Here is a 19,586-nt window from a genome sequence, read left to right as displayed (position 1 = left end):
TGGCACCGGCGCGGGCGACCCGGGTGCCGCGGGTCGCCCGCGCCCGCCCGGGCCGGACGCCGGGCCGTTCGCCGTGCGCGCCGCGCCGCCACGAGGGAGATTTGACCCTGGGACCCGTCGCCCGGCCGTGCGAGGAGGTGGTCGGGGTGTCCGACCGGCAGCCCACCCCGGGAGAGCCCCCGGTCTCCGGGCCGCCCGCCGGCCGGCCCGTCCTGTCGCCGGCGCTGGCCTCGATGATGGAGGAGGTCCAGGCGCACGTCGGCGCGGTGTACCTGCTCTCCGCGGACCGGACCGTGCTGGAGCTGGCGGTGATGACGGGGCTGCCCCGGGCGTTCGCGGCGCCCTGGGAGCGCGTGCCGCTGAGCGCGCGCGTCCCGGTGGCCGACGCGGTGCGCGGGCGGCGGCTGGTCTGGGTCGGCGGCGAGGAGGAGATGGCCCGGCGCTATCCGCGGGTCTCGGTGGTCCTGCCCTACCCGTTCGCCCTGGCCGCGCTCCCGGTCGCGACCGGGTCCACGGTGCACGGCGCGGTCTTCCTGACCTGGCCGGGGGCCCGCCCCACGGAGCTGTCCGGCCGGGAACGGGAGCGGCTGACGGCCGCCTGCGCACGGCTGGCGCTCCGGCTGGAGCGTGCGGCGCGGGAGGGCCCGCCCGGCCACCACGAGCACGTCCACCACGAGCCCGGTCACCACGAACCCGGCCTGCTCGCCGCGCCGGCCGCGGGGGGCACGGCCGGCTCCCTCGGCGCCCTGGAAGCCGTGCGGATGGCGGGACGGCTGCCGTACGGCCTGTGCTCGCTCGACCTGCACGGGCGCGTCGCCTTCGTCAATCCGGCGGCGGCCGAGCTGCTGGGGACGCCGGCCGGCAAGCTGCTCGGCACGCCGCTGTGGGCGGCCGTGCCGTGGCTGAACGACCCCGTGTACGAAGACCGCTACCGGGCGGCGCTGCTCAGCCAGCAGTCGACCTCCTTCGTCGCGCTGCGTCCGCCCGGCGACCGGCTGTCGTTCCGGCTCTACCCGAGCCGGACCGGGCTCAGCGTCCGCATCGGCCGGGCCCGGGGGGTGTCCGGGGCCGGCCGGGCCGCGCCGGGGTCCGGCGAGGCCCCGTCCCGTCTGGTCACCATCGCGCAGGTGCTGAGCCTGGCCGGCGCGCTGACCGAGGCGGTGGGCGTGCAGGACGTGGTGCAGCTGGTGGCGGACGAGATCGCCCCGACCCTGGGCAGCCAGGCGCTGGTGATCCTCGGGTCGCGGGCGGGCCGGATGGAAGTGCTGGGGCACCGCGGCTACCCGGATCCGTACCTGGTGGAGCGGTTCGACGGGATGCCGCTGACCGAGCGCACCCCCGGCACGCAGGTGCTGCGCACGGGGGTGCCCGCGTTCCTGGAGTCCTGGGAGCAGCTGGAGCACCTGTACCCGGCCCGGCAGGCCACTCCGGACGGTTTCGCGGCCTGGGCCTACCTGCCGTTGATCGCCTCCGGCCGGCCGGTGGGCACCTGGGTGCTCGCCTACTCCCGGCCGCACGCGTTCCCGGTCCAGGAGCGGGCGGTGCTGACCAGTCTGGCCGGGCTGGTGGCCCAGGCCCTGGACCGCGCCCTGCTGTACGACGCCAAGCACCGTCTGGCGCACGGGCTGCAGGAGGCCTTGCTGCCGCACTCGCTGCCGCGCCTGCCGGGCATCGAGGCGGCCGCCCGCTATCTGCCGGCGACACGGGGCATGGACATCGGCGGCGACTTCTACGACCTGGTGCCCATCGAGGGGACGGCCGCCGCGGTGATCGGGGACGTGCAGGGCCACAACGTGACCGCGGCCGGCCTGATGGGGCAGATCCGTACCGCCGTCCGCGCGTACACGGCCGTCGGCCAGGCCCCGGAGGAGGTGATGCGCAGGACCAACCGGCTGCTGATCGATCTGGGGACCGATCTGTTCGCCAGCTGCCTGTACCTGCGGATCGATCCGGGGCGCGGGCGGGCCGTGCTGTCCCGCGCGGGCCATCCCCCGCCCCTGCTGCGGCGGCCGGACGGGCGGGTGCGGGTGCTCGACCTGGCCGGCGGGCCGCTGCTGGGCATCGACGCGGCGGCGGCGTACCCCGCGTCGGAGGTCGGCCTCTCCCCCGGGTCCCTGCTCCTCCTCTACACCGACGGGCTGGTGGAGTCGCCCGGTGCCGACTTCGAGGACGCCCTCGCCGGCCTGGGCCGGCGGCTGGCCGAGGCGGGGGAGCTGCCGCTGGACGAACTCGCCGACCACCTGGTGCGGCACGTCGCGGACGCGGAGGAGCGCATCGACGACGTCGCGGTGCTGCTGCTCAGGACGCGGGAGGAGTGACAGCGGCGGCGGGGCCGTCTCCGGCGGAGACGGCCCTCCCGATCACCACTCGCCCTTTTACACTCGGCAATCGATCAGTAACGATCTGTCGAGATCACCGAGTGGAACCCTCGCTTCAGTGAATCTGCACATCGACTGCCCAACCCGGTCACCGTGCACGGCGGATCTGCACACGGGCCCGGTCCCGCTCACGCCTTTGGGGCGCAAGTGCCGGATTCGCCGTCCGGGTAGCACGGGCGCGGGCGCCTCACCCTCGCGCCGCATGTGAAGAAGTCGCTGGCAAGCCGTGCGCGCGCCTGCACGGAAAGGCGGCCGGACGGTTCGAAGTGCCTGGTCGGAGGGGGTGGTTGAGTGGAACGGCGGACCGGCGGCGTGCTTTGATCCATCGCACCGCGGGGGCCGCGAAGGGGCTCCCCGCCCCGAGCGCCCGGCGCCCGGCACCCGCGGACGCGGCCGTCCGTCTGTCCCCAGAGGGGGCCGCTCCCCCCTTGTGAAACATACGCATGAAGGGAAGTTCCATCATGAACTCCACCTCCCAGGTCGAGACCGTCGAGATCTCCGACGCCGAGCTCGACAACGTCTCCGGCGGCCTCGCCATCAACGCCCTGAACACCGTCACCGGCGTGGTGGACAGCATCGCCCCGGTCACCGGCCTGGTGAACGGCGTCGTCGACACGGTCGAGGGTGTCACCGGCCTGAACACGGCCCCGGTCACCAACCTGGTCGCCGGTCTCTGATCGCGCCCCAGCGCCACCGAAGTCCCGGAGCCGCTCCCCGGCTCCGGGACTCTCGGGTGCCGTCACATCCCCGGCCCGCGTGGGCCGTTGTCGTCAAGTTCCGCAGGTGAGGGAAGGTCCGTGCAGTTCCGCCAGCAGGCCCTCGCCAAGCTGCAGTCGCCGGAGGAGCTCGACCTTCCGGTGCGCTTCGCCCGTCCCCAGGGCTGGCTCGTCCTCTCCGTGACCGTGGTCGCGATGGCCGCCGCGTCCGTGTGGGCGGTGACCGGATCGGTCGCCTCCACCGTCAGCGCGCCCGCCGTCCTCACGCACGGGCAGGGCAGTTACATCCTGCAGAGCCCGGTCTCCGGCCAGGTCACCGCCGTCCTCGCCGAGCAGGGCGAGCGGCTGCCCGCCGGCGCGCCGGTGCTGAAGGTCCGCACCGCCGAGGGCGAGACGGTCGTCCGCGCCCTGGACGCGGGCCGGGTCAGCGCGCTGGCCGCCACCGTCGGGCAGATCGTCCAGACCGGCGCGAACGTCGCCGCCGTGGAGAAGGTCGCCCACACCGGGGACCCGCTGTACGCCACCGTGTACGTCCCCGCCGAGAACGCCGCCGAGGTCCGGGCGGGCGCCGCCGTCGACCTGACCGTGCAGTCGGTGCCCAGCCAGGAGTACGGCGTGCTGCGCGGGCATGTGAAGTCGGTGGACCGCTCCGCGCAGTCCGCGCAGCAGATCGGCGCGTTCCTCGGGGACAGCCAGCTCGGCGAGCAGTTCACCAAGGAGGGCAGGCCGGTCGCCGTGACCGTCCGGCTCGACCGGTCCTCCGCCACGAAGAGCGGCTACGCCTGGTCGACCGCCGGCGGACCGCCGTACGCCCTCACCTCCATGACCCTGGCCACGGGCTCGATCCGGCTGGCCGACCAGCGTCCCGTCGATTGGCTGCTGCCGTGACCGCCGACCTGAAGACACGGGGCAGACGCCGTGCCGCCCCGCCGCCCAAGCGCACGGTGCCCAAGACCCGCGCCAAGACCGTCCGCACCCCGACCGTGCTCCAGATGGAGGCCGTCGAGTGCGGCGCCGCCTCCCTGGCGATGGTGCTCGGCCACTACGGCCGTCACGTCCCGCTGGAGGAACTGCGCATCGCCTGCGGCGTCTCCCGCGACGGCTCGCGCGCCAGCAACCTGCTCAAGGCGGCGCGCGGTTACGGACTGACCGCCAAGGGCATGCAGATGGACCTGGCCGCCCTCGCCGAGGTGACGGCACCGGCCATCCTGTTCTGGGAGTTCAACCACTACGTCGTCTACGACGGCATGGGCCGCCGCTTCGGCCGCCGCGGGGTGTACATCAACGACCCCGGCAAGGGGCGCCGGTTCGTGCCGCTGGAGGAGTTCGACGGCAGCTTCACCGGTGTCGTCCTGGTCCTGGAGCCCGGCGAGGGCTTCACCCGCGGCGGGCGCAGGCCGGGCGTGCTGGGCGCGATGCCGGCCCGGCTGCGCGGCACCGCGGGCACCCTGCCGGCCGCGGTGCTGGCGAGCCTGCTGCTGGTGGCCGTCGGCGCGGCGGTGCCCGCGCTCAGCCGCACCTACATCGACGAGTTCCTGATCGGCCGGCAGACCTCGCTGCTGGGCGTGCTGTTCACGTCGATGGCGGCGTGCGTGCTGCTCACCGTCGTGCTGACCTGGCTCCAGCAGGCCAACCTGCTGCGCGGCCGGCTCATCTCCTCCACCCTGTCCAGCGCCCGCTTCCTGCGCCACCTGCTGCGGCTGCCGGTGACGTTCTTCTCCCAGCGCAGCCCGGCCGACCTGGTACAGCGCCTGCAGTCCAACGACGCGGTGGCCGAGACCCTGGCCCGCGACCTGGCGGCGGCGGGCGTGGACGCGGTGGTCGTCGTCCTGTACGCGCTGCTGATGTACACGTACGACCCCCAGCTGACGTTCGTCGGCATCGGCGTGGCGCTGCTGAACATCGTGGCGATGCGGGTCGTGATCCGGCTGCGCGCGACGCGCACCGCGAAGCTGCGGGCGGACACCGCCCGGCTCACCAACACCGCCTACACCGGCCTTCAGCTCATCGAGACGATGAAGGCGACCGGCGGTGAGGACGGCTACTTCCGCAAGTGGGCGGGGCAGCACGCCACCACCCTGGAGGAGCAGCAGCGGCTCGGGGTGCCGAGCGCCTGGCTGGGCGTGGTGGCGCCGACGCTGGCCACGTTCAACAGCGCGCTGATCCTGTGGATCGGCGGCCTGCGGGCGGTGGAGGGCCACATGTCGGTCGGCCTGCTGGTCGCCTTCCAGGCGCTGGTGGCCCGCTTCACCGCCCCGCTGACCCGCCTGAACGGCGTCGCCGGCCGCATCCAGGACTTCGCCGCCGACGTGGCCCGCCTGAAGGACGTGGAGAACTTCCGGGCCGACCCGCTCTACGGCCGGCCCGGCGGCGGCGAGGACACGCGCCGCCTCCAGGGCCACGTCGAGCTGGAGAACATCACCTTCGGCTACAACCCCCTGGACAAGCCGCTGCTCAGCGGCTTCGACCTGACCGTCGGACCGGGGCGGCAGGTGGCGCTGGTCGGCGGCTCGGGCAGCGGCAAGTCCACGGTGTCCCGGCTGATCTCGGGCCTGTACACGCCGTGGGAGGGCGTCATCCGCATCGACGGGCGGCGCATCGAGGACATCCCGCGCGGGGCACTGGCCGCCTCCGTCTCCTTCGTCGACCAGGACGTGTTCCTCTTCGAGGGCACCGTCCGCGACAACGTGGCGCTGTGGGACCCGTCGATCCCCGACGACGCGGTGGTGGAGGCGCTGCGCGACGCGGCGCTGTACGACGTGGTCATGCGCCGCCCCGGCGGCATCCACAGCCGGGTCGAGCAGGACGGCCGCAACTTCTCCGGCGGGCAGCGCCAGCGGCTGGAGATCGCGCGGGCGCTGGTGCGCCGCCCCAGCATCCTCGTCCTGGACGAGGTGACGAGCGCGCTGGACGCCGAGACCGAACAGGTGGTCATGGACAACCTGCGCAAGCGCGGCTGCGCCTGCGTGGTGATCGCGCACCGGCTCAGCACCGTGCGGGACAGCGACGAGATCGTCGTGCTCCAGCACGGCACGGTCGTGGAGCGCGGGCGGCACGAGGAGCTGGTGGCGCGCGGCGGCGCGTACGCGGCACTGGTCAGGGAGCGGTGAGATGACGTCCGTCCACGAAGGCGGCCTCGTGCACGAGGGCGACCTGGTCCTCAATGCGCTCGGCCGGCTGGGCACGCGGCTGGACTGCGCCGGTTTCAGCCGGCTGGACCTGGAGGGGCCGCAGGTGCTGTGGCTGGTCGCGGCGGGCGCCGTCGACCTGTTCGCGGTGGACGCCGCGCAGCAGGGCCACTGGCACCACCTCGGCCGTCTGGAGGCGGGCTCGCTGCTGCTGGGCCCGGTGACCGGGCCGGAGCACACGCTGGTGGCCCGCCCGCTGCGGGACTGCGTGATGCACCGCATCAACCTGCGCGAGCTGTACCAGCCGGCGACCACGCAGACCTGGTCGTACGACGAGTACGGCAACCCGCAGTACGTCCCGCCGGCGACGAGCCCGCTGGAGTACGCCCTCGCCCTGGGCGTCGGCCGCAGCCTGTCCATCCTCTTCCAGGCGCCGACGGCCGGCGAGCGGGCCGCCGCGCCCACGGACGACGACGTGTTCTGGATGCAGGTCCCGCCGGGCAGTGTGCAGTACGGCGAGCTGTACGGCGCCGAGGCCGCGGCCGACCTGCTGATGGACCCGGCCCTGTGGCGGAGCATGGTCGACCAGCAGTACCGGCTGCTGACCACGCTGGACCGCTGGATCGAGCAGCTGGAGCGCACCCACGAGACCCGCACCGCCGAGGGCATCAAGGCCGGCGAGGAGGTGCGCGCCCGGGCCGACCGGACGCTGCTGGCCTCGATCGGCACCCGGTCCCGGCGGCAGACGACGTCCGCCGACGCGGACGCCACGTACGCGGCCTGCAAGCTGGTCGCCCGGGCCGCGGGCATCACGCTCGCCGAGCCGGCGCACAGCGGCACCGAGAGCGACCGGCTGGACCCGGTGGAGCGGGTCGCCCTCGCCTCCCGGGTACGCACCCGTGCCGTGCGCCTCCAGGGCCGCTGGTGGCGGGAGAACGTCGGGCCGCTGGTGGGCCGGCGGGCGCTGTCGGGGGCGCCGGTGGCGCTGCTGTGGCGGCGCGGCGGATACGTGGCCGTGCAGCCGGGCTCCGGACGGGAGACGGCCGTCGACAAGGCGACCGCCGACGAGTTCGAGCCGCGCGCGGTGATGTTCTACCGGCCGCTGCCCGACCGCCGGCTCAGCCCGCTGCGGCTGCTGCGGTTCTGTCTGTGGGGCACCCGCGCAGACCTGCTGAACCTGCTGGTCAGCGGGTTGGTGACGGTGGCGGTCGGAGCGCTGGTGCCGCTGGCGACCGGCAAGGTGCTCGGCGAGTTCGTGCCGCGCGCCCAGACCGGCCTGATCGCCGAGGTCTGTCTGGCGGTGATGATCGGCGGGGTCGTGGCGGCGGCCTTCATGCTGCTGCAGAACCTCACCATCCTGCGGCTGGAGGGCCGTATCGAGGCGACCCTCCAGCCCGCGGTGTGGGACCGGCTGCTGCGGCTGCCGACGACGTTCTTCACCGAGCGCTCCACCGGCGAACTGGCGAGCGCGGCCATGGGCGTCAGCGCGATCCGCCGGCTGCTGGCCGGGGTCGGCCCGACGGTGGCCCAGTCGGTGACCGTCGGCGCGGTGAACCTGGGGCTGCTGCTGTGGTACAGCGTGCCGATGGCGCTGGCGGCGATCGCCATGCTCGTCGTGGTCGCCGCGGTGTTCCTGGGGCTCGGGCTGTGGCAGGTGCGCTGGCAGCGGCGGCTGGTGGTGCTCACCAACAAGCTGAACAACCAGGCGTTCCAGACGCTGCGCGGCCTGCCCAAGCTGCGGGTGGCGGCGGCCGAGAACTACGCGTACGCCGCCTGGGCGGAGCGCTTCGCGCGCAGCCGTGAGCTCCAGCAGAAGGCCGGCCGCGTCAAGAACCTCAACGCCGTGCTGGGCGCGGTCTACCTGCCGCTGTGCACCCTGGTGATGTTCATGCTGCTGGCAGGCCCGGCGCGCGGCTCGATGTCGGCGGCGGCGTTCCTCACCTTCTCCACCTCGGTGACGATGCTGCTGACCTCGGTCACCCAGCTGACCGGCGCGTTCGTCTCGGCGGTGGCGGCGCTGCCGCTGTTCGAGGAGATCAAGCCGGTGCTGGAGGCGGCGCCGGAGGTGCGCACGGCCAGCACCCGGCCGGGTCCGCTGTCCGGGGCGGTCGAGGCGCGGCGGCTGTCGTTCCGCTACACCGCCGACGGGCCGCTGATCCTGGACGACGTGTCGTTCGAGGTGCGGCCGGGCGAGTTCGTGGCGATCGTCGGCCCGAGCGGCTGCGGGAAGTCGACCCTGCTGAGGCTGCTGATCGGCTTCGACCGTCCGCTGTCGGGCAGCGTGCTGTACGACGGCCAGGACCTGGCCGCCCTGGACCAGTCCGCGGTGCGCCGCCAGTGCGGGGTGGTGCTCCAGCACGCGCAGCCGTTCACCGGCTCGATCATGGACGTCATCTGCGGCACGGAGCCGTACACGCCGGAGGAGGTGATGGCGGCGGCCGAGATGGCGGGGCTCGCCGAGGACATCCGGCGGATGCCGATGGGGCTGCACACCATCGTCTCGGGCAGCGGGGCGGTCTCCGGCGGCCAGCGGCAGCGGCTGATGATCGCCCAGGCGCTGATCCGCCGGCCGCGCATCCTCTTCTTCGACGAGGCGACCAGCGCCCTGGACAACGAGACGCAGCGCAGGGTGATCGAGTCGACGAAGGCGCTCAACGCGACCCGCATCGTCATCGCGCACCGCCTGTCGACCGTGCTGGACGCCGACCGCGTGATCGTGATGGAGGACGGCAAGGTCGCCCAGCAGGGACCGCCCGCGCAGCTGCTGGCCGACACGGGCGGCCGGCTGCACGAGCTGGTGCGGCGGCAGATGGCCTGACGGGGCACAGGCGGCCGGCATGCGCCACGGTGGCGGTGGATGCCGGCCGTCCCCGCCCTGGTTCCGTTGATCCGCCCGCGGAGTGGGTACCTGCCGGAGCATGCGAATCAGCGTGGTGGACGTCGGATCGAACGCGGTCCGGCTGGTGGTGGCGGACGCGGAGGGCGGGGTGCCGCTGCCGGTGCACACCGCCAAGTGGCGGCTGCGGTTGTCGGAGCAGGTCAGACCGGGGGATCCGGTCCCCGAGGAGGCGGTCGAGCGGCTGGCCGACGCGGTCGCGGAGGCGAGCGGGACCGCGGCCCGCTGGGGCGCGGCCGGTCCGCTGGCCTTCGCGACCGCCGTGGTACGGGCCGCCCCGAACCGGCAGGAGGTGCTGCGCACCGTCCGCTCCCGCACCGGGGTCGCCCTGTGCACGCTGCCGGGCGAGGTGGAGGCGGAGCTGACGTTCCTCGGAGCCCGGCGCTGGATGGGCTGGCGGGCGGGCCCGCTCGCCCTGCTCGACATCGGCGGCGGCTCGCTGGAGGTGGCCTTCGGCCGGGGCCGGCTGCCGGACTTCGTGGCCTCGCTGCCGCTCGGCGCGGCCCGGCTCACCCACGAGTTCTTCGAGGGCTTCGACCCGCCGCCGCCCCAGCTGGTGCGGGCGCTGCGCCGCGCGGTGCGCCATCAGCTGCGGGACGTGGCGGCCCGGATCCGCTGGGAGGGCCCGCGCACCGCGGTGATGACCTCGCGCACCTTCCAGCAGCTGGGGCGGCTGTGCGGGGCCGCGCCCGGACGGCACGGGCCGTTCGTGGAGCGTGAGCTGCACTGCGCGGACCTGCGGCGGGCGATCGACCGGCTGGCCGCCCTGCCCGCCGCCGAGCGGGCCCGGCTGCCCGGCATCTCCGCGCCCCGGGCCGCGCAGAGCCTGGCGGGCGCGGTGGTCGGGCACACGGCGATGAAGCTGACGGGGCTGCGCACGGTGACGATCTGCCCGTGGGCGATCCGGGAGGGCGTCCTGCTGCGCCACATCGAGGACGGCCCGTCCTGGTGGGCGGAGATCACCCGGCGCAGCGACGAGGCCCCTCCCCCGGACCCGGTGCCCCTGCGCATCGCGGCCACGACCGGCTGAGTCCCGGTCCGCCGGCCGCGCCCGGAGAGGTGACGACACAGCAGGAACGACGGAAAACGTCGGAGAACGACGGAAGGAGACACCCGTGTCCCACGACGGCGACCACGGCCACAAGGAGCCCCGGACGGCGCTGGAGGAGGTGCTGCGCGAGGTGGAGGACGCCGAGACGCGCTCGCCGGAGTCCGAGGAGGAACGGCGGCACCGGGGCGAGGCCGGGGATGCCATCACGCCCAGCACCCAGGCTCAGGAACAGGCCCGCGGCGACTGACCGCCGCGAGGCCCCGGTGCGGGCGGCGGCGGCTCCTGCGGCTGCCGCCGCCCGCGCGTGTCCGGGAGGGGGGTGGTCTGCCGCCACGCCCGGGTACCCGCAGGCCATGGATCTGGACCACGACCGCGAGGGACCCCTGCTGCCGACGGCCCGCGGACCGCTCTCCGCCGCCGTCACCGAGTACCTGCTGGGCGCGGGCCCGCTGCCCCGCCCCGAGACCGCCGCCGCCGCGTCCCCGTACGGCGACGACCTCCAGCTCGCCCTGTACGTGTGCTACGAACTGCACTACCGCGGTTTCGCCGGCGTGCCCGCGGACCACGAGTGGGACCCCGGCCTGCTGCGCACCCGCGCCGCGCTGGAGCACCGCTTCCTGTCCGCGCTGCGCGCCGGCACCCGGGCGCACGCGGACGTCGAGGACGCGGTCGCCGGCCTCCTCGTCGAACCGGCCGACGGCACGGGCGTCACCCACTTCCTGCGCGACGAGGGCGAGTTGTGGCAGCTGCGCGAGTACGCGGCCCAGCGCTCCCTGTACCACCTGAAGGAGGCGGACCCGCACGCCTGGGTGCTGCCCCGGCTGCGCGGCCGGGCCAAGGCGGGGATGGCGGCGGTGGAGTTCGACGAGTACGGCGGCGGCCGGGCCGACCGCGTCCACGCCCGCCTGTTCGCCGGTCTGATGACGGACCTGGGCCTGGACACCACGTACGGGCGCTACCTGGACGCGGCGTCCGCGGAGGCCCTCGCCACGGTGAACCTCATGTCCCTCTTCGGCCTGCACCGCCGCCTGCGGGGCGCCCTCGTGGGCCACTTCGCCTCGGTCGAGATCACCTCCTCCCCCGGCTCCCGGCGGCTCGCCGAGGCGATGCGCCGCACCGGCGCCGGGCCCGCCGCCGAGCACTTCTACGACGAGCACGTCGAGGCCGACGCGGTCCACGAGCAGGTGGTGCGCCACGAGGTGATCGGCGGTCTGCTGGAGGAGGAGCCGCACCTGGCCCCGGACGTGGTCTTCGGGATCGACGCCACCACCGTGGTGGAGGACCGCCTCGCCGCGCGCCTGCTGGCGGACTGGCGGGCGGGCCGGTCGTCCCTGCGCACGCCCCTGCCCGCCGAGGTGCCGGCGGCCCATACTTCTTGATCCCCGGGGTACCCGAGGCGTGTGAATCCCTTGGTGCTACCGGGCGTGTACGCCCCTCAGGAGGACACGGAGCTGCTGGCCGGGGCGCTGTCCGACGAGCCGCTCCCCGCGGGGGCGGACGTCCTCGACGTGGGAACCGGCTCCGGCGCGCTGGCGCTCCGGGCCGCGCGGCGAGGCGGCCGGGTGACCGCCGTGGACGTGTCCCGGCGGGCGGTGTGCGCCGCCCGTCTGAACGCCGTACTGGCCGGGCTGCCGGTCCGGGTGCGGCGCGGCAACCTCTTCGAACCGGTCCGCGGCGAGTCGTTCGACCTGGTCCTGGCCAATCCGCCGTACGTGCCGGCGCCGGGCGGCGGTACCCGGCCGCGCGGCGCGGCCCGGGCCTGGGACGCGGGGCACGACGGCCGCCTCGTCCTGGACCGCATCTGCCGGGAGGGGCCCGCCCTGCTGCGCCCCGGCGGGGTGCTGCTGATCGTGCAGTCCGCGCTCAGCGATCCCGGCCGGACCGTCGGGCATCTGCGCGAGGCCGGTCTGAAGGCGGCGGTGGTCCGGCGGCAGCGGATCTCGTTCGGCCCCGTGCTGCGGGGCCGGGAACGCTGGCTGCGGCAGCGGGGGCTGCTGTCCGCGGCGGACAACAAGGAAGAGCTGGTGGTCGTCCGTGCCGAACTCCCCGTCTGACGCCCCCCGCCGGATCACCGTCCAGCGCCGGGGCCCCCTGCTGGTGGAGGGCCCGGTGGAAGTGGAGCTGGAGGACGGTACGACGGTGTCCTCCGACCGTTTCCGGGTCGCCCTGTGCACCTGCCGCCGCAGCCGCCGCTACCCCTGGTGCGACACCAGCCACCGCGCCCGGTCCCGGGCCGGTGAGGGTCCCGCCCCCGGCGAGCGGCCCCGGCAGGACTGACACGTGATCCCGGGGGCGGCGGACGGCCCCACTCCGTCCGCCGCCCCCGGTGGGGCACCGCGCCGGCCCGTGTCCGGACCCGCACTCCCCAGCAACGGGTCCCTGACACGGCACGGACACCGCGCGGTGCCGGTCCTCAGAACGCGAAGACGCCCGCGCCGTGGGCGTGCTGCACGCATTCGTCGGCGAAGGTGCGCTCGGAGGAGACGCGCCGGCCCTGCCAGACCCCGTCGACGGTGACGACAGCGACGACGGCGGGGGCGTACTCCTTGGTGCGCAGCACATCGTCACCGGCCGTCAGGGCGTCCGGGTTCCCGTCGGCGGCGCGCAGTCCGGCGCAGGCCGGGCCGGGTACCGGGTGGGTGCCGGAGGGCCGCGGGGCGCAGGTCAGGGTGACCGCGCGAAGAGGGGTGGCGGTGGCCGCGCTCTCGCCGCGGCCGACGGTGAGCACCGGGGCCGAGGGGGCGTGGAGCGAGGCGGGGGTGTGGCCCGGGGCGGCGAGGGCGGCCCCGGTCAGGGGCCCGAAGACGGTGGCGGCCGTGTGGCCGAGGGTCGTCGCCCGGTGCGCGGTGTTCCGCATCGTGTGCATCCTTCCGCTCGATTCGACGGGTCGCCGGTCCGGCCCGGTCGGGTGCCGGAACGGCGAGCGCGAGTCTGCCGAGTCCGCCGCCGGAACTCACATCGACCCTGCACGTTTAGGTAACCTTGCGTATTGAATCAGTGGCGTGATGTCACCGAGCTCGAACGTTCTCGTGCCGATTTCGAGCGGTTCTTGATCGCTCGAACCGGCCGGATGGCGTGATCCCCGCGCTCCGCAATAGGCCGGAAACATGCCGCGCGAACCGCCGTCCGGTCACGCGAGCGGCCCCGCGCCCGGGCGGCCGTGCCCTTCCCCGCCCTGCCGCGGCCGTTCCCCGGACCCCGGGCGGTCCACGGGCCCGAGAGGGCGTGGAGTCCGCCGGGGCGCCGGGCGTGCGCGCGGGCTGAACGCCGGCCCGCGTGCCGCACCCGCCTCGGTCTGCTCGCGAGTATCGTCTGGGCGACGCGAGCGCGACGACGAGAGGCGGGAGCGGGGATGGCGAAGCACTGGGCGGATTTCCAGTACGAGATCTACCTGAACGGCATGACGGGCACCGTGCCCCGGCTGCCCACCGACCTGACCCGGCTGGAGGCGCTCACCGAGCAGCGCCTGGGCCCCGGCCCCGTCGGATACGTGGCGGGCAACGCGGGCGACGGCAGCACCGCGCGCGCCAACCGGGCGGCGCTGGACCGGCGCCGCATCGTGCCGCGGATGCTGCGGGACGTGCGCGAGCGGGACCTGTCGGTCGAGGTGCTGGGCCGCTCTCTGCCCGCCCCGCTGGCGCTGGCGCCGGTCGGCGTGTTGTCGATCATGCATCCGGACGCCGAACCGGCCGCCGCCCGTGCCGCCGCCGCGCAGGGCGTGCCGTACATCCTGTCCTCGGCGTCCAGCACGCCCATGGAGCAGGTCGCCGAGGCGATGGGGGACGCGGAGCGCTGGTTCCAGCTGTACTGGCCCAAGGACCGCGAGGTGGCCCGCAGTTTCCTCGGCCGGGCGAAGGCGGCCGGATACACGGCCCTGTTCGTCACCCTGGACACGCCGCTGCTGTCCTGGCGCCCCCGCGACCTGGACCAGGCGTACCTGCCGTTCCTGCGCGGGGTCGGCACCGCCAACTACTTCTCCGACCCCGCGTTCCGGGCGGGCCTCGCCAAGCCGGTGCACGAGGACCCGAACGCGGCCGTCATGCACTTCGTCGGCATGTTCGCCGATCCCGGCAAGACCTGGCCGGACCTGGCGTTCCTGCGGGAGAACTGGGACGGCCCGATCGTACTGAAGGGCGTCCTGCACCCGGACGACGCCCGGCTGGCGGCCGACGCCGGGATGGACGGCGTGGTGGTGTCCAACCACGGGGGCCGCCAGGTGGCCGGCGCGGTCGGGGCGGCCGACGCGCTGCCCGGGGTGGTGGAAGCGGCCGGCGACCGGCTCACGGTCCTGTTCGACAGCGGGGTGCGCACCGGCGACGACGTCTTCAAGGCGCTCGCCCTGGGCGCGCGGGCGGTCCTGGTGGGACGGCCCTACGCCTACGGGCTCGGCCTCGACGGCCAGGCCGGCGTCGAGCACGTCATCCGCTGCCTGCTCGCCGAGTTCGACCTCACCCTCGCCCTGTCCGGTCACGCCGCCCCGTCGACGCTGAGCCCCGCCGATCTCGTGGAGGGCACCGCCTGACGGAAAACTCCCCGGCGGCACGGTCGCCCGGCACACGGCCTTCCTGTGGCGTTTGTTCCTGCGGTGCGTGCACTGGGCAGTCCCGCCATCCATGCGAACGATGCCGTCGGCGCGTACTGGCGCGGCACGCCGGGAGTCATTTCGGAGCACTTGACCGGTCGGCGTCCGGCACGCTCGGAGACCGAGGTGTACTACCAGGAACTCAAGGATGCCGAAGTGGACCCACATTCCGGGGTCGCTGACGTCTTCGCTGCCCTGCAAACCCGGGGTCGGGCTGTGGCGGTGTTCACCGGGAACAGTTCCCGCGCGGCTGGGGCACTGCTGAGGTCTGCAAGCCTGCGTGCCGACGTGCTCATCGGCTACGACCTGGTGTCCCGTCCGAAGCCGGCGCCGGACGGGCTTCTGCCGACCGCGGAGCAACTCGGCGTCGATCCCGTGGACATGGCCTGTCTCGGTGACTCACCACTGGATCTGCGCACCGCCGCGGCAACGGGAAGTCACGGTGCCGCAGCGGCATGGGGGCACATGTACGACCGGACAGAAAAAGCGGATGCCGTGCTGTCGGCGCCTTTGCAGGCGCTCGGCCTCTTGCCCATGGAGCGTATGACGATGTGACGCCTCACGGACTATGCAAAACTCGGGGCAGCTCACCGGCGGAGCCCCTCAAGGCTGACGACGCGCGAGGATGATCCCTCCCAGCTTGCTCTCGGCAGAGACGAGAGTCTTGTGCGTCTCGACGGTGAAGCCGGCTTCGTCAAGCCACGCAATCGTTTGGTCATGCTGCCGGCGATGGACATGGACCTTCATCGGATGCCCGCCATAGCCCTCGGTTTTCAACTGCGACTCATTGCCGACATGGAATCCGAGCAGCAACGGCCCGCCGGGCCGAAGCACTCGACGGAAATGCGCGAGAACCGAGCTGATCTCACCATCAGGAATGTGGATCAATGAATACCAAGCGACCAGCCCAGTCACCGAGGCATCGGCCAAGGCGAGGTCCGTCATGGAACCGAGATCGAACCGCACACCGGGGTGGTCACGACGGGCCACATCGATCATTCCAGGTGACAGATCGATGCCGAACGCGTCCAGGCCCAGCTTCCGCAGGTGACCTGTGATCCTGCCCGTCCCGCACCCCACGTCCGCGACCAGCCCGCCGCCCTGGGCACACACCAGGTCGGCGAACAGGGCCAAGGCCGCGCGCTCTTCGGGTGTTTCGTCCAAGAGGTGACGTGTCAGCTCTGCGTAACTTGCAGCGACGGCGTCATAAGACGTCCGCGTGTCTGCCAGCCAGTCATCTGCGTCCAGTCCCCTTTCCACCGGCCACAGGCTAACAAGGCACCAAGCGGCGTGACGGCTCAGTTCAGGGCAGGGCCCCTGCGCGCACCGGCGCGGCTCGTGGTGACCCGGCGGCAGTCCCGCCGGGTCACCTCCCGGTCAGCGGGCGCCGTCGCGCTTTTCGAGACGGGTGTCCTCGCGCAGGGTGACCGACACCAAGTCGCTGGGACCGTCCGGTTCCAGGCGGTGCCAGCGGCCACGGGGGACGATCACCGCGGTGCCCGCCGGCAGCCGCACCATCTCCTCGGCCCCGCCGGCGTCCGTCGGGCGGAAATAAAGGCGCACGCCGCCGGTCAGACAGCACACCGCCTCATCGGCCCGCGGGTGCATCTCCCAGTGGTCGGCGTGGACGTCGGCGCCGGTCTCCACATGGAAGGTCCCGATCTGCCAGGTGCCCGGCGCGCTGCTCGTCGTCTGGCGCTCGACGGCTCGGACGTCACCGTCGGGGCAGAAGTGCAGGGCCGAGGCGAACAGGTCGATGACGGTGGGTGTCATGAGGGTGTGCCTTCCAGTCGGTTCCCGGTCGAGGTGAGAGGGTGCGAGACGGCGGTGACGGCCCGGTGGCGCGGCAGTACGCAGATCGCCACGACGGCCGCGAGCAGGAAGAGACAGGCGGTGACGGCGAGGCCCAGCGCGTAGCCGTCGCCGAGGGACGCAGCATCGGCGGCCGTACCAGTGCGGTGCGCGGAGACGGTGGCCAGCACGGCCAGGCCGACGCAGCCGCCCAGCTGGCGGGAGCTGTTGAGGAGGCCCGAGGCCATGCCGGCCTCACCCGGGACGACGCCGGTGGTCGCGGCGGCGGCGACCGGGCCCAGGACCAGGCCGAGCCCGGCGCCGGTGACGGCGGACGGGCCGAGCACGTCGGTGAGGAAGCCGCCGTCGGGGCTGATGAAGGCGAACCAGGCCAGCCCCGCGGTGGCCAGCAGGGCACCGGGGACGAGGGCGGCGCGGGGACCGCGGACCGTGGCGAGGCGGGTCGCGGCGGCGGTACCCGCGACCGCGCTCGTGGAGAAGGGCAGGAAGGCCGCACCGGCCGCCGCGGCGCTCATGCCCAGGACCTGCTGCATGTACAGGGACACGAAGTAGAAGGCGGCGAACTGCCCGGCCGCGGCCAGGAACACCAGGGCGTTCGCGCCGGCCACCCAGCGGCTGCGCAGCAGGCCGAGCCGGAGCAGCGGCGCGGCGGTCCTCGACTCGACGAGGACGAAGGCGGCCAGCAGCACGACTGCGGCGGCAAGGGTCCCCCACGTGGCCGCGGATTCCCAGCCGTGGGTGCCGGTACGGACGACACCGAACACCAGCAGCCCGATTCCGCCGGTCGCCAGGACGGCGCCCGGCGCGTCCAGCCGCTCACGCCCGGCGAGCCGGTCCCCGGCGGGCACGCCCGCGGCCACCAGCGCGAGAGCGGCCGCCACGAGGGGCAGATTGACCAGCATCACCCAGCGCCAGCCCGCGTACTCGGTCAGCAGCCCGCCCGCCAGGACACCCAGCGCTCCGCCCGCGACGTTCACCGCGCTCCACACGCCGAGCGCGCGCACCCGCCGGGGTCCTTCGCCGAAGGTGGTGGTGAGCAGCGACAGCGCGGCCGGGGCAGCCGCGGCGGCACCCAGGCCCTGTCCGGCCCGGGCCGCGATCAGTTGCCAGGGTGCCTGGGCGAGACCGCCCGCCAGTGAGCACAGTCCGAAGACGGCGAGCCCCAGCACGATCATGCGGCGCCGGCCGTACAGGTCGCAGGCGCGGCCGCCCAGCAGCAGGAACCCGCCGAACGTGAGCGCGTAGGCGTGCACGACCCACGACAGGCCGAGCGGCGCGAATCCCAGCGCGACACGGACGGCGGGCAGAGCGACGTTGACGACCGACATGTCCAGGGCGAAGAGGAACTGGGCGACGGCCGCTGCCGCCAGCACCACGCCAGAACGCCCCGCTAAATTTTTATACATGTAAGAAAAGTAGCGCCGGGAACCGCCTCTGTCGACCTTGGGGGATGATGAGGGGCATGCCGCAGCCGTCCGCACCCCGCAGAACCCTGGGCCGACCTCCCCGCATCTCCCTCGAACGGGTCGTCGCGACCGCCCGCCGGATCGTGACCGAGGAAGGCGTGGACCGGCTGACGATGCGGCGGCTCGCCACGGAGGTCGGCACTACGCCGATGGCGCTCTACCACCACGTGCGCAACAAGGAAGAGTTGCTCGTCCTGCTGATGGACGACTACGCCGCACGGGCGCTGCGCCGGCCCGACCTGCCCGCCGACCCGCGCGAACGGGTCGTCGTCTGCGCCGCCGCGATCCACGAGGCGCTCGCCGGCTGCCCCTGGATCGTGGAGGTGCTGGCCGCCGACGACCTGATGTCCGTGTCCGCACTGTGGTTCGTCGAGCAGATCGTCGACGGCCTGACCGAGTGCGGCCTGCCCCCGGAGCGGGCCGTGCACGGGTACCGCGCGATCTGGTATTACACCGCCGGAGAGATGGTGGCCCGGGCGGCGGCGGCCCGGCGGCGCGCGGAGGACGGCCGTACGACATACCGGGAACAGGTGTTCGCCGAGCTCGACCCCGAGTCGCTTCCCCGCTTGGCACAGGTCGCGGACCGCTGGGCCGCGCTGACCGCCGAGGACACCTACCTGGACGGCCTCCGGGCCCTCGTGGACGGCCTCATCGCCACTCGCTGACGGTTCTCCGGGCGACCCGCGGCGTCCGCCGGACCGGAACCGGTACGGGCCCCGTGCCTCCGTCCCCTCAGATCTGCCAGGACCGCAGCCGGTCGGCGGCCCCGTAGACGTCGGCCGTGCCGGACATCAGGTCGCGGGCGAGGTCGACGAGGGCGCCGTAGGGCGGGTCGATGCCGACGCCGCTGACGAACATGTACGCCACGGCCGTCGCGCAGGCGAACCGGGCGTTGGCCGACGGCAGGGGCTTGAGCACGGCGAGGGTGTGCAGCAGGGCGGCGGCCCGCCAGGCCGGGTCGGAGTCGACGCCGAGGCGGGGCGGGTCGACGCGGTGCCGGGCGACGGCGGCGACCAGCGCGGAGAAGTCGTTGATCACGGGCTGGTCCGGCAGGACCTCTTCGTGGCGCTGGAGCAGCCAGGGCACGTCGATGTGGAGGACGGGCGCCATGGATCAGGCGGCCCGGCCCTCGCCCTTGGCGGGCGGTTCGTCGTCGGGGAAGGCGGCGGCGAACTCCTCGGCGTGGGCGGTGAAGAACCGGCGGAACGCCTCCGCTCCCTCCTGCAGCGCCCGGTGCCGCGCGATGTCGGCGGCGGCGGCCTCGCGCACGAGGGCCTTCATCGACGTACCGCGCTCCTTGGCGATCTGCCGCAGATCCTCCAGTTCGCGGTCGCTGAACTCCACGTTCAGAGCTGGCATGCCCCTACGGTACCGCGCAGGTACTGCGCCGTAAATAGTGGCAGGTCACAGGGCTGATGCGGCGGTACCTGAGGGCGTCACGGACCGTGGGGGGGGGGGGGGGGGGCGCCCCCCCCCCCCCCCGCCGGCCCGGGGGGGGGGGGGGGGGCGGGCCGGGCGGCGGGCCGGCCCGCACACCCAGAGGACCCCCCACGCAAC

19 protein-coding genes are annotated in these 19,586 nt (G+C 74.0%); 13 read left to right on the top strand and 6 right to left on the bottom strand.

The window, feature by feature from the left end; translation table 11 throughout:
* Nucleotides 1–146: 146 nt before the first annotated feature.
* From ABZ340_RS28870 to ABZ340_RS28825, 10 genes are all read left to right on the top strand, one after another.
* Nucleotides 147–2,318 (top strand): SpoIIE family protein phosphatase, encoded by a 2,172-nt coding sequence (locus ABZ340_RS28870; protein ID WP_358784806.1) that lies wholly within the window; start codon nucleotides 147–149, stop codon nucleotides 2,316–2,318.
* A gap of 521 nt (nucleotides 2,319–2,839) precedes the next feature.
* Complete coding sequence (locus ABZ340_RS28865; protein WP_358784773.1) at nucleotides 2,840–3,055, top strand: type A2 lantipeptide; 216 nt, start codon at nucleotides 2,840–2,842, stop codon at nucleotides 3,053–3,055.
* A gap of 120 nt (nucleotides 3,056–3,175) precedes the next feature.
* Complete coding sequence (locus tag ABZ340_RS28860) at nucleotides 3,176–3,982, top strand: HlyD family efflux transporter periplasmic adaptor subunit (RefSeq protein WP_358784772.1); 807 nt, start codon at nucleotides 3,176–3,178, stop codon at nucleotides 3,980–3,982.
* Nucleotides 3,979–6,204 carry an NHLP family bacteriocin export ABC transporter peptidase/permease/ATPase subunit gene (locus ABZ340_RS28855; protein WP_358784771.1) on the top strand — a complete coding sequence of 742 codons (2,226 nt, stop codon included), beginning with the start codon at nucleotides 3,979–3,981 and terminating at the stop codon, nucleotides 6,202–6,204. The genes ABZ340_RS28860 and ABZ340_RS28855 overlap by 4 nt, the downstream gene beginning before the upstream one ends.
* A gap of 1 nt (nucleotide 6,205) precedes the next feature.
* Nucleotides 6,206–9,040: an NHLP bacteriocin export ABC transporter permease/ATPase subunit gene (locus ABZ340_RS28850; protein WP_358784770.1), complete on the top strand. Its 2,835-nt coding sequence runs from the start codon at nucleotides 6,206–6,208 to the stop codon at nucleotides 9,038–9,040.
* Between the two features lie 100 nt (nucleotides 9,041–9,140).
* Nucleotides 9,141–10,148: a Ppx/GppA family phosphatase gene (locus tag ABZ340_RS28845; RefSeq protein WP_358784769.1), complete on the top strand. Its 1,008-nt coding sequence runs from the start codon at nucleotides 9,141–9,143 to the stop codon at nucleotides 10,146–10,148.
* A gap of 85 nt (nucleotides 10,149–10,233) precedes the next feature.
* Nucleotides 10,234–10,416, top strand: a complete 183-nt coding sequence (locus ABZ340_RS28840) for a hypothetical protein (protein ID WP_358784768.1) — start codon at nucleotides 10,234–10,236, stop codon at nucleotides 10,414–10,416.
* A 112-nt stretch (nucleotides 10,417–10,528) separates the two neighbouring features.
* Entirely contained in the window at nucleotides 10,529–11,548 is a 1,020-nt protein-coding gene (locus ABZ340_RS28835; RefSeq protein WP_358784805.1) for an iron-containing redox enzyme family protein, read from the top strand.
* 45 nt (nucleotides 11,549–11,593) lie between these two features.
* Nucleotides 11,594–12,223 (top strand): HemK2/MTQ2 family protein methyltransferase, encoded by a 630-nt coding sequence (locus ABZ340_RS28830; RefSeq protein WP_358784767.1) that lies wholly within the window; start codon nucleotides 11,594–11,596, stop codon nucleotides 12,221–12,223.
* Nucleotides 12,204–12,446, top strand: coding sequence for a CDGSH iron-sulfur domain-containing protein (locus tag ABZ340_RS28825; protein WP_358784766.1), 243 nt, complete (start codon nucleotides 12,204–12,206; stop codon nucleotides 12,444–12,446). The genes ABZ340_RS28830 and ABZ340_RS28825 overlap by 20 nt, the downstream gene beginning before the upstream one ends.
* Before the next feature lie 136 nt (nucleotides 12,447–12,582).
* On the opposite strand, the gene ABZ340_RS28820 is transcribed toward ABZ340_RS28825, so the two are convergent.
* The gene (locus ABZ340_RS28820) at nucleotides 12,583–13,026 is read right to left on the bottom strand and encodes an SSI family serine proteinase inhibitor (protein ID WP_358784765.1); all 444 of its coding nucleotides are present in this window, start codon (nucleotides 13,024–13,026) and stop codon (nucleotides 12,583–12,585) included.
* A gap of 495 nt (nucleotides 13,027–13,521) precedes the next feature.
* Here ABZ340_RS28820 and ABZ340_RS28815 point away from each other — a divergent pair, with 495 nt between their 5' ends.
* Together ABZ340_RS28815 and ABZ340_RS28810 are read left to right on the top strand one after the other, a co-directional pair.
* On the top strand, nucleotides 13,522–14,691 hold the full coding sequence (locus ABZ340_RS28815; protein WP_358784764.1) for a lactate 2-monooxygenase: 1,170 nt from the start codon (nucleotides 13,522–13,524) through the stop codon (nucleotides 14,689–14,691).
* 63 nt (nucleotides 14,692–14,754) lie between these two features.
* On the top strand, nucleotides 14,755–15,306 hold the full coding sequence (locus ABZ340_RS28810) for an HAD family hydrolase (RefSeq protein ID WP_358784763.1): 552 nt from the start codon (nucleotides 14,755–14,757) through the stop codon (nucleotides 15,304–15,306).
* 48 nt (nucleotides 15,307–15,354) lie between these two features.
* Here ABZ340_RS28810 and ABZ340_RS28805 read toward each other — a convergent pair whose 3' ends face one another.
* From ABZ340_RS28805 to ABZ340_RS28795, 3 genes are all read right to left on the bottom strand, one after another.
* Nucleotides 15,355–15,999: a class I SAM-dependent methyltransferase gene (locus ABZ340_RS28805; protein WP_358784804.1), complete on the bottom strand. Its 645-nt coding sequence runs from the start codon at nucleotides 15,997–15,999 to the stop codon at nucleotides 15,355–15,357.
* A 129-nt stretch (nucleotides 16,000–16,128) separates the two neighbouring features.
* On the bottom strand, nucleotides 16,129–16,524 hold the full coding sequence (locus ABZ340_RS28800; protein WP_358784762.1) for a cupin domain-containing protein: 396 nt from the start codon (nucleotides 16,522–16,524) through the stop codon (nucleotides 16,129–16,131).
* On the bottom strand, nucleotides 16,521–17,969 hold the full coding sequence (locus tag ABZ340_RS28795) for an MFS transporter (RefSeq protein WP_358784761.1): 1,449 nt from the start codon (nucleotides 17,967–17,969) through the stop codon (nucleotides 16,521–16,523). Before ABZ340_RS28795 ends, ABZ340_RS28800 begins: the two co-directional genes overlap by 4 nt.
* Before the next feature lie 56 nt (nucleotides 17,970–18,025).
* Here ABZ340_RS28795 and ABZ340_RS28790 point away from each other — a divergent pair, with 56 nt between their 5' ends.
* Nucleotides 18,026–18,694: a TetR/AcrR family transcriptional regulator gene (locus ABZ340_RS28790; protein ID WP_358784760.1), complete on the top strand. Its 669-nt coding sequence runs from the start codon at nucleotides 18,026–18,028 to the stop codon at nucleotides 18,692–18,694.
* Between the two features lie 67 nt (nucleotides 18,695–18,761).
* On the opposite strand, the gene ABZ340_RS28785 is transcribed toward ABZ340_RS28790, so the two are convergent.
* Nucleotides 18,762–19,139 (bottom strand): toxin Doc, encoded by a 378-nt coding sequence (locus ABZ340_RS28785; RefSeq protein ID WP_358784759.1) that lies wholly within the window; start codon nucleotides 19,137–19,139, stop codon nucleotides 18,762–18,764.
* Between the two features lie 3 nt (nucleotides 19,140–19,142).
* Nucleotides 19,143–19,388, bottom strand: a complete 246-nt coding sequence (locus ABZ340_RS28780) for a hypothetical protein (RefSeq protein WP_358784758.1) — start codon at nucleotides 19,386–19,388, stop codon at nucleotides 19,143–19,145.
* Nucleotides 19,389–19,586: the final 198 nt, after the last annotated feature.

The sequence above is a fragment of the Streptomyces sp. NPDC006134 genome (assembly GCF_040628835.1).
In the GTDB taxonomy this organism is placed as follows: domain Bacteria; phylum Actinomycetota; class Actinomycetes; order Streptomycetales; family Streptomycetaceae; genus Streptomyces.
The sequence above is the reverse complement of the archived record's forward strand: the minus strand, read 5'-3'. Positions and strand labels throughout refer to the sequence as shown.

Coding starts and splice junctions, on each gene's coding strand:
- ABZ340_RS28865 (WP_358784773.1), top strand. CDS start 2,840: ATGAACTCCACCTCCCAGGTCGAGACCGTCGAGATCTCCGACGCCGAG.
- ABZ340_RS28850 (WP_358784770.1), top strand. CDS start 6,206: ATGACGTCCGTCCACGAAGGCGGCCTCGTGCACGAGGGCGACCTGGTC.
- ABZ340_RS28845 (WP_358784769.1), top strand. CDS start 9,141: ATGCGAATCAGCGTGGTGGACGTCGGATCGAACGCGGTCCGGCTGGTG.
- ABZ340_RS28820 (WP_358784765.1), bottom strand. CDS start 13,026: ATGCGGAACACCGCGCACCGGGCGACGACCCTCGGCCACACGGCCGCC.
- ABZ340_RS28815 (WP_358784764.1), top strand. CDS start 13,522: ATGGCGAAGCACTGGGCGGATTTCCAGTACGAGATCTACCTGAACGGC.
- ABZ340_RS28800 (WP_358784762.1), bottom strand. CDS start 16,524: ATGACACCCACCGTCATCGACCTGTTCGCCTCGGCCCTGCACTTCTGC.
- ABZ340_RS28795 (WP_358784761.1), bottom strand. CDS start 17,969: ATGTATAAAAATTTAGCGGGGCGTTCTGGCGTGGTGCTGGCGGCAGCG.
- ABZ340_RS28790 (WP_358784760.1), top strand. CDS start 18,026: ATGCCGCAGCCGTCCGCACCCCGCAGAACCCTGGGCCGACCTCCCCGC.
- ABZ340_RS28785 (WP_358784759.1), bottom strand. CDS start 19,139: ATGGCGCCCGTCCTCCACATCGACGTGCCCTGGCTGCTCCAGCGCCAC.
- ABZ340_RS28780 (WP_358784758.1), bottom strand. CDS start 19,388: ATGCCAGCTCTGAACGTGGAGTTCAGCGACCGCGAACTGGAGGATCTG.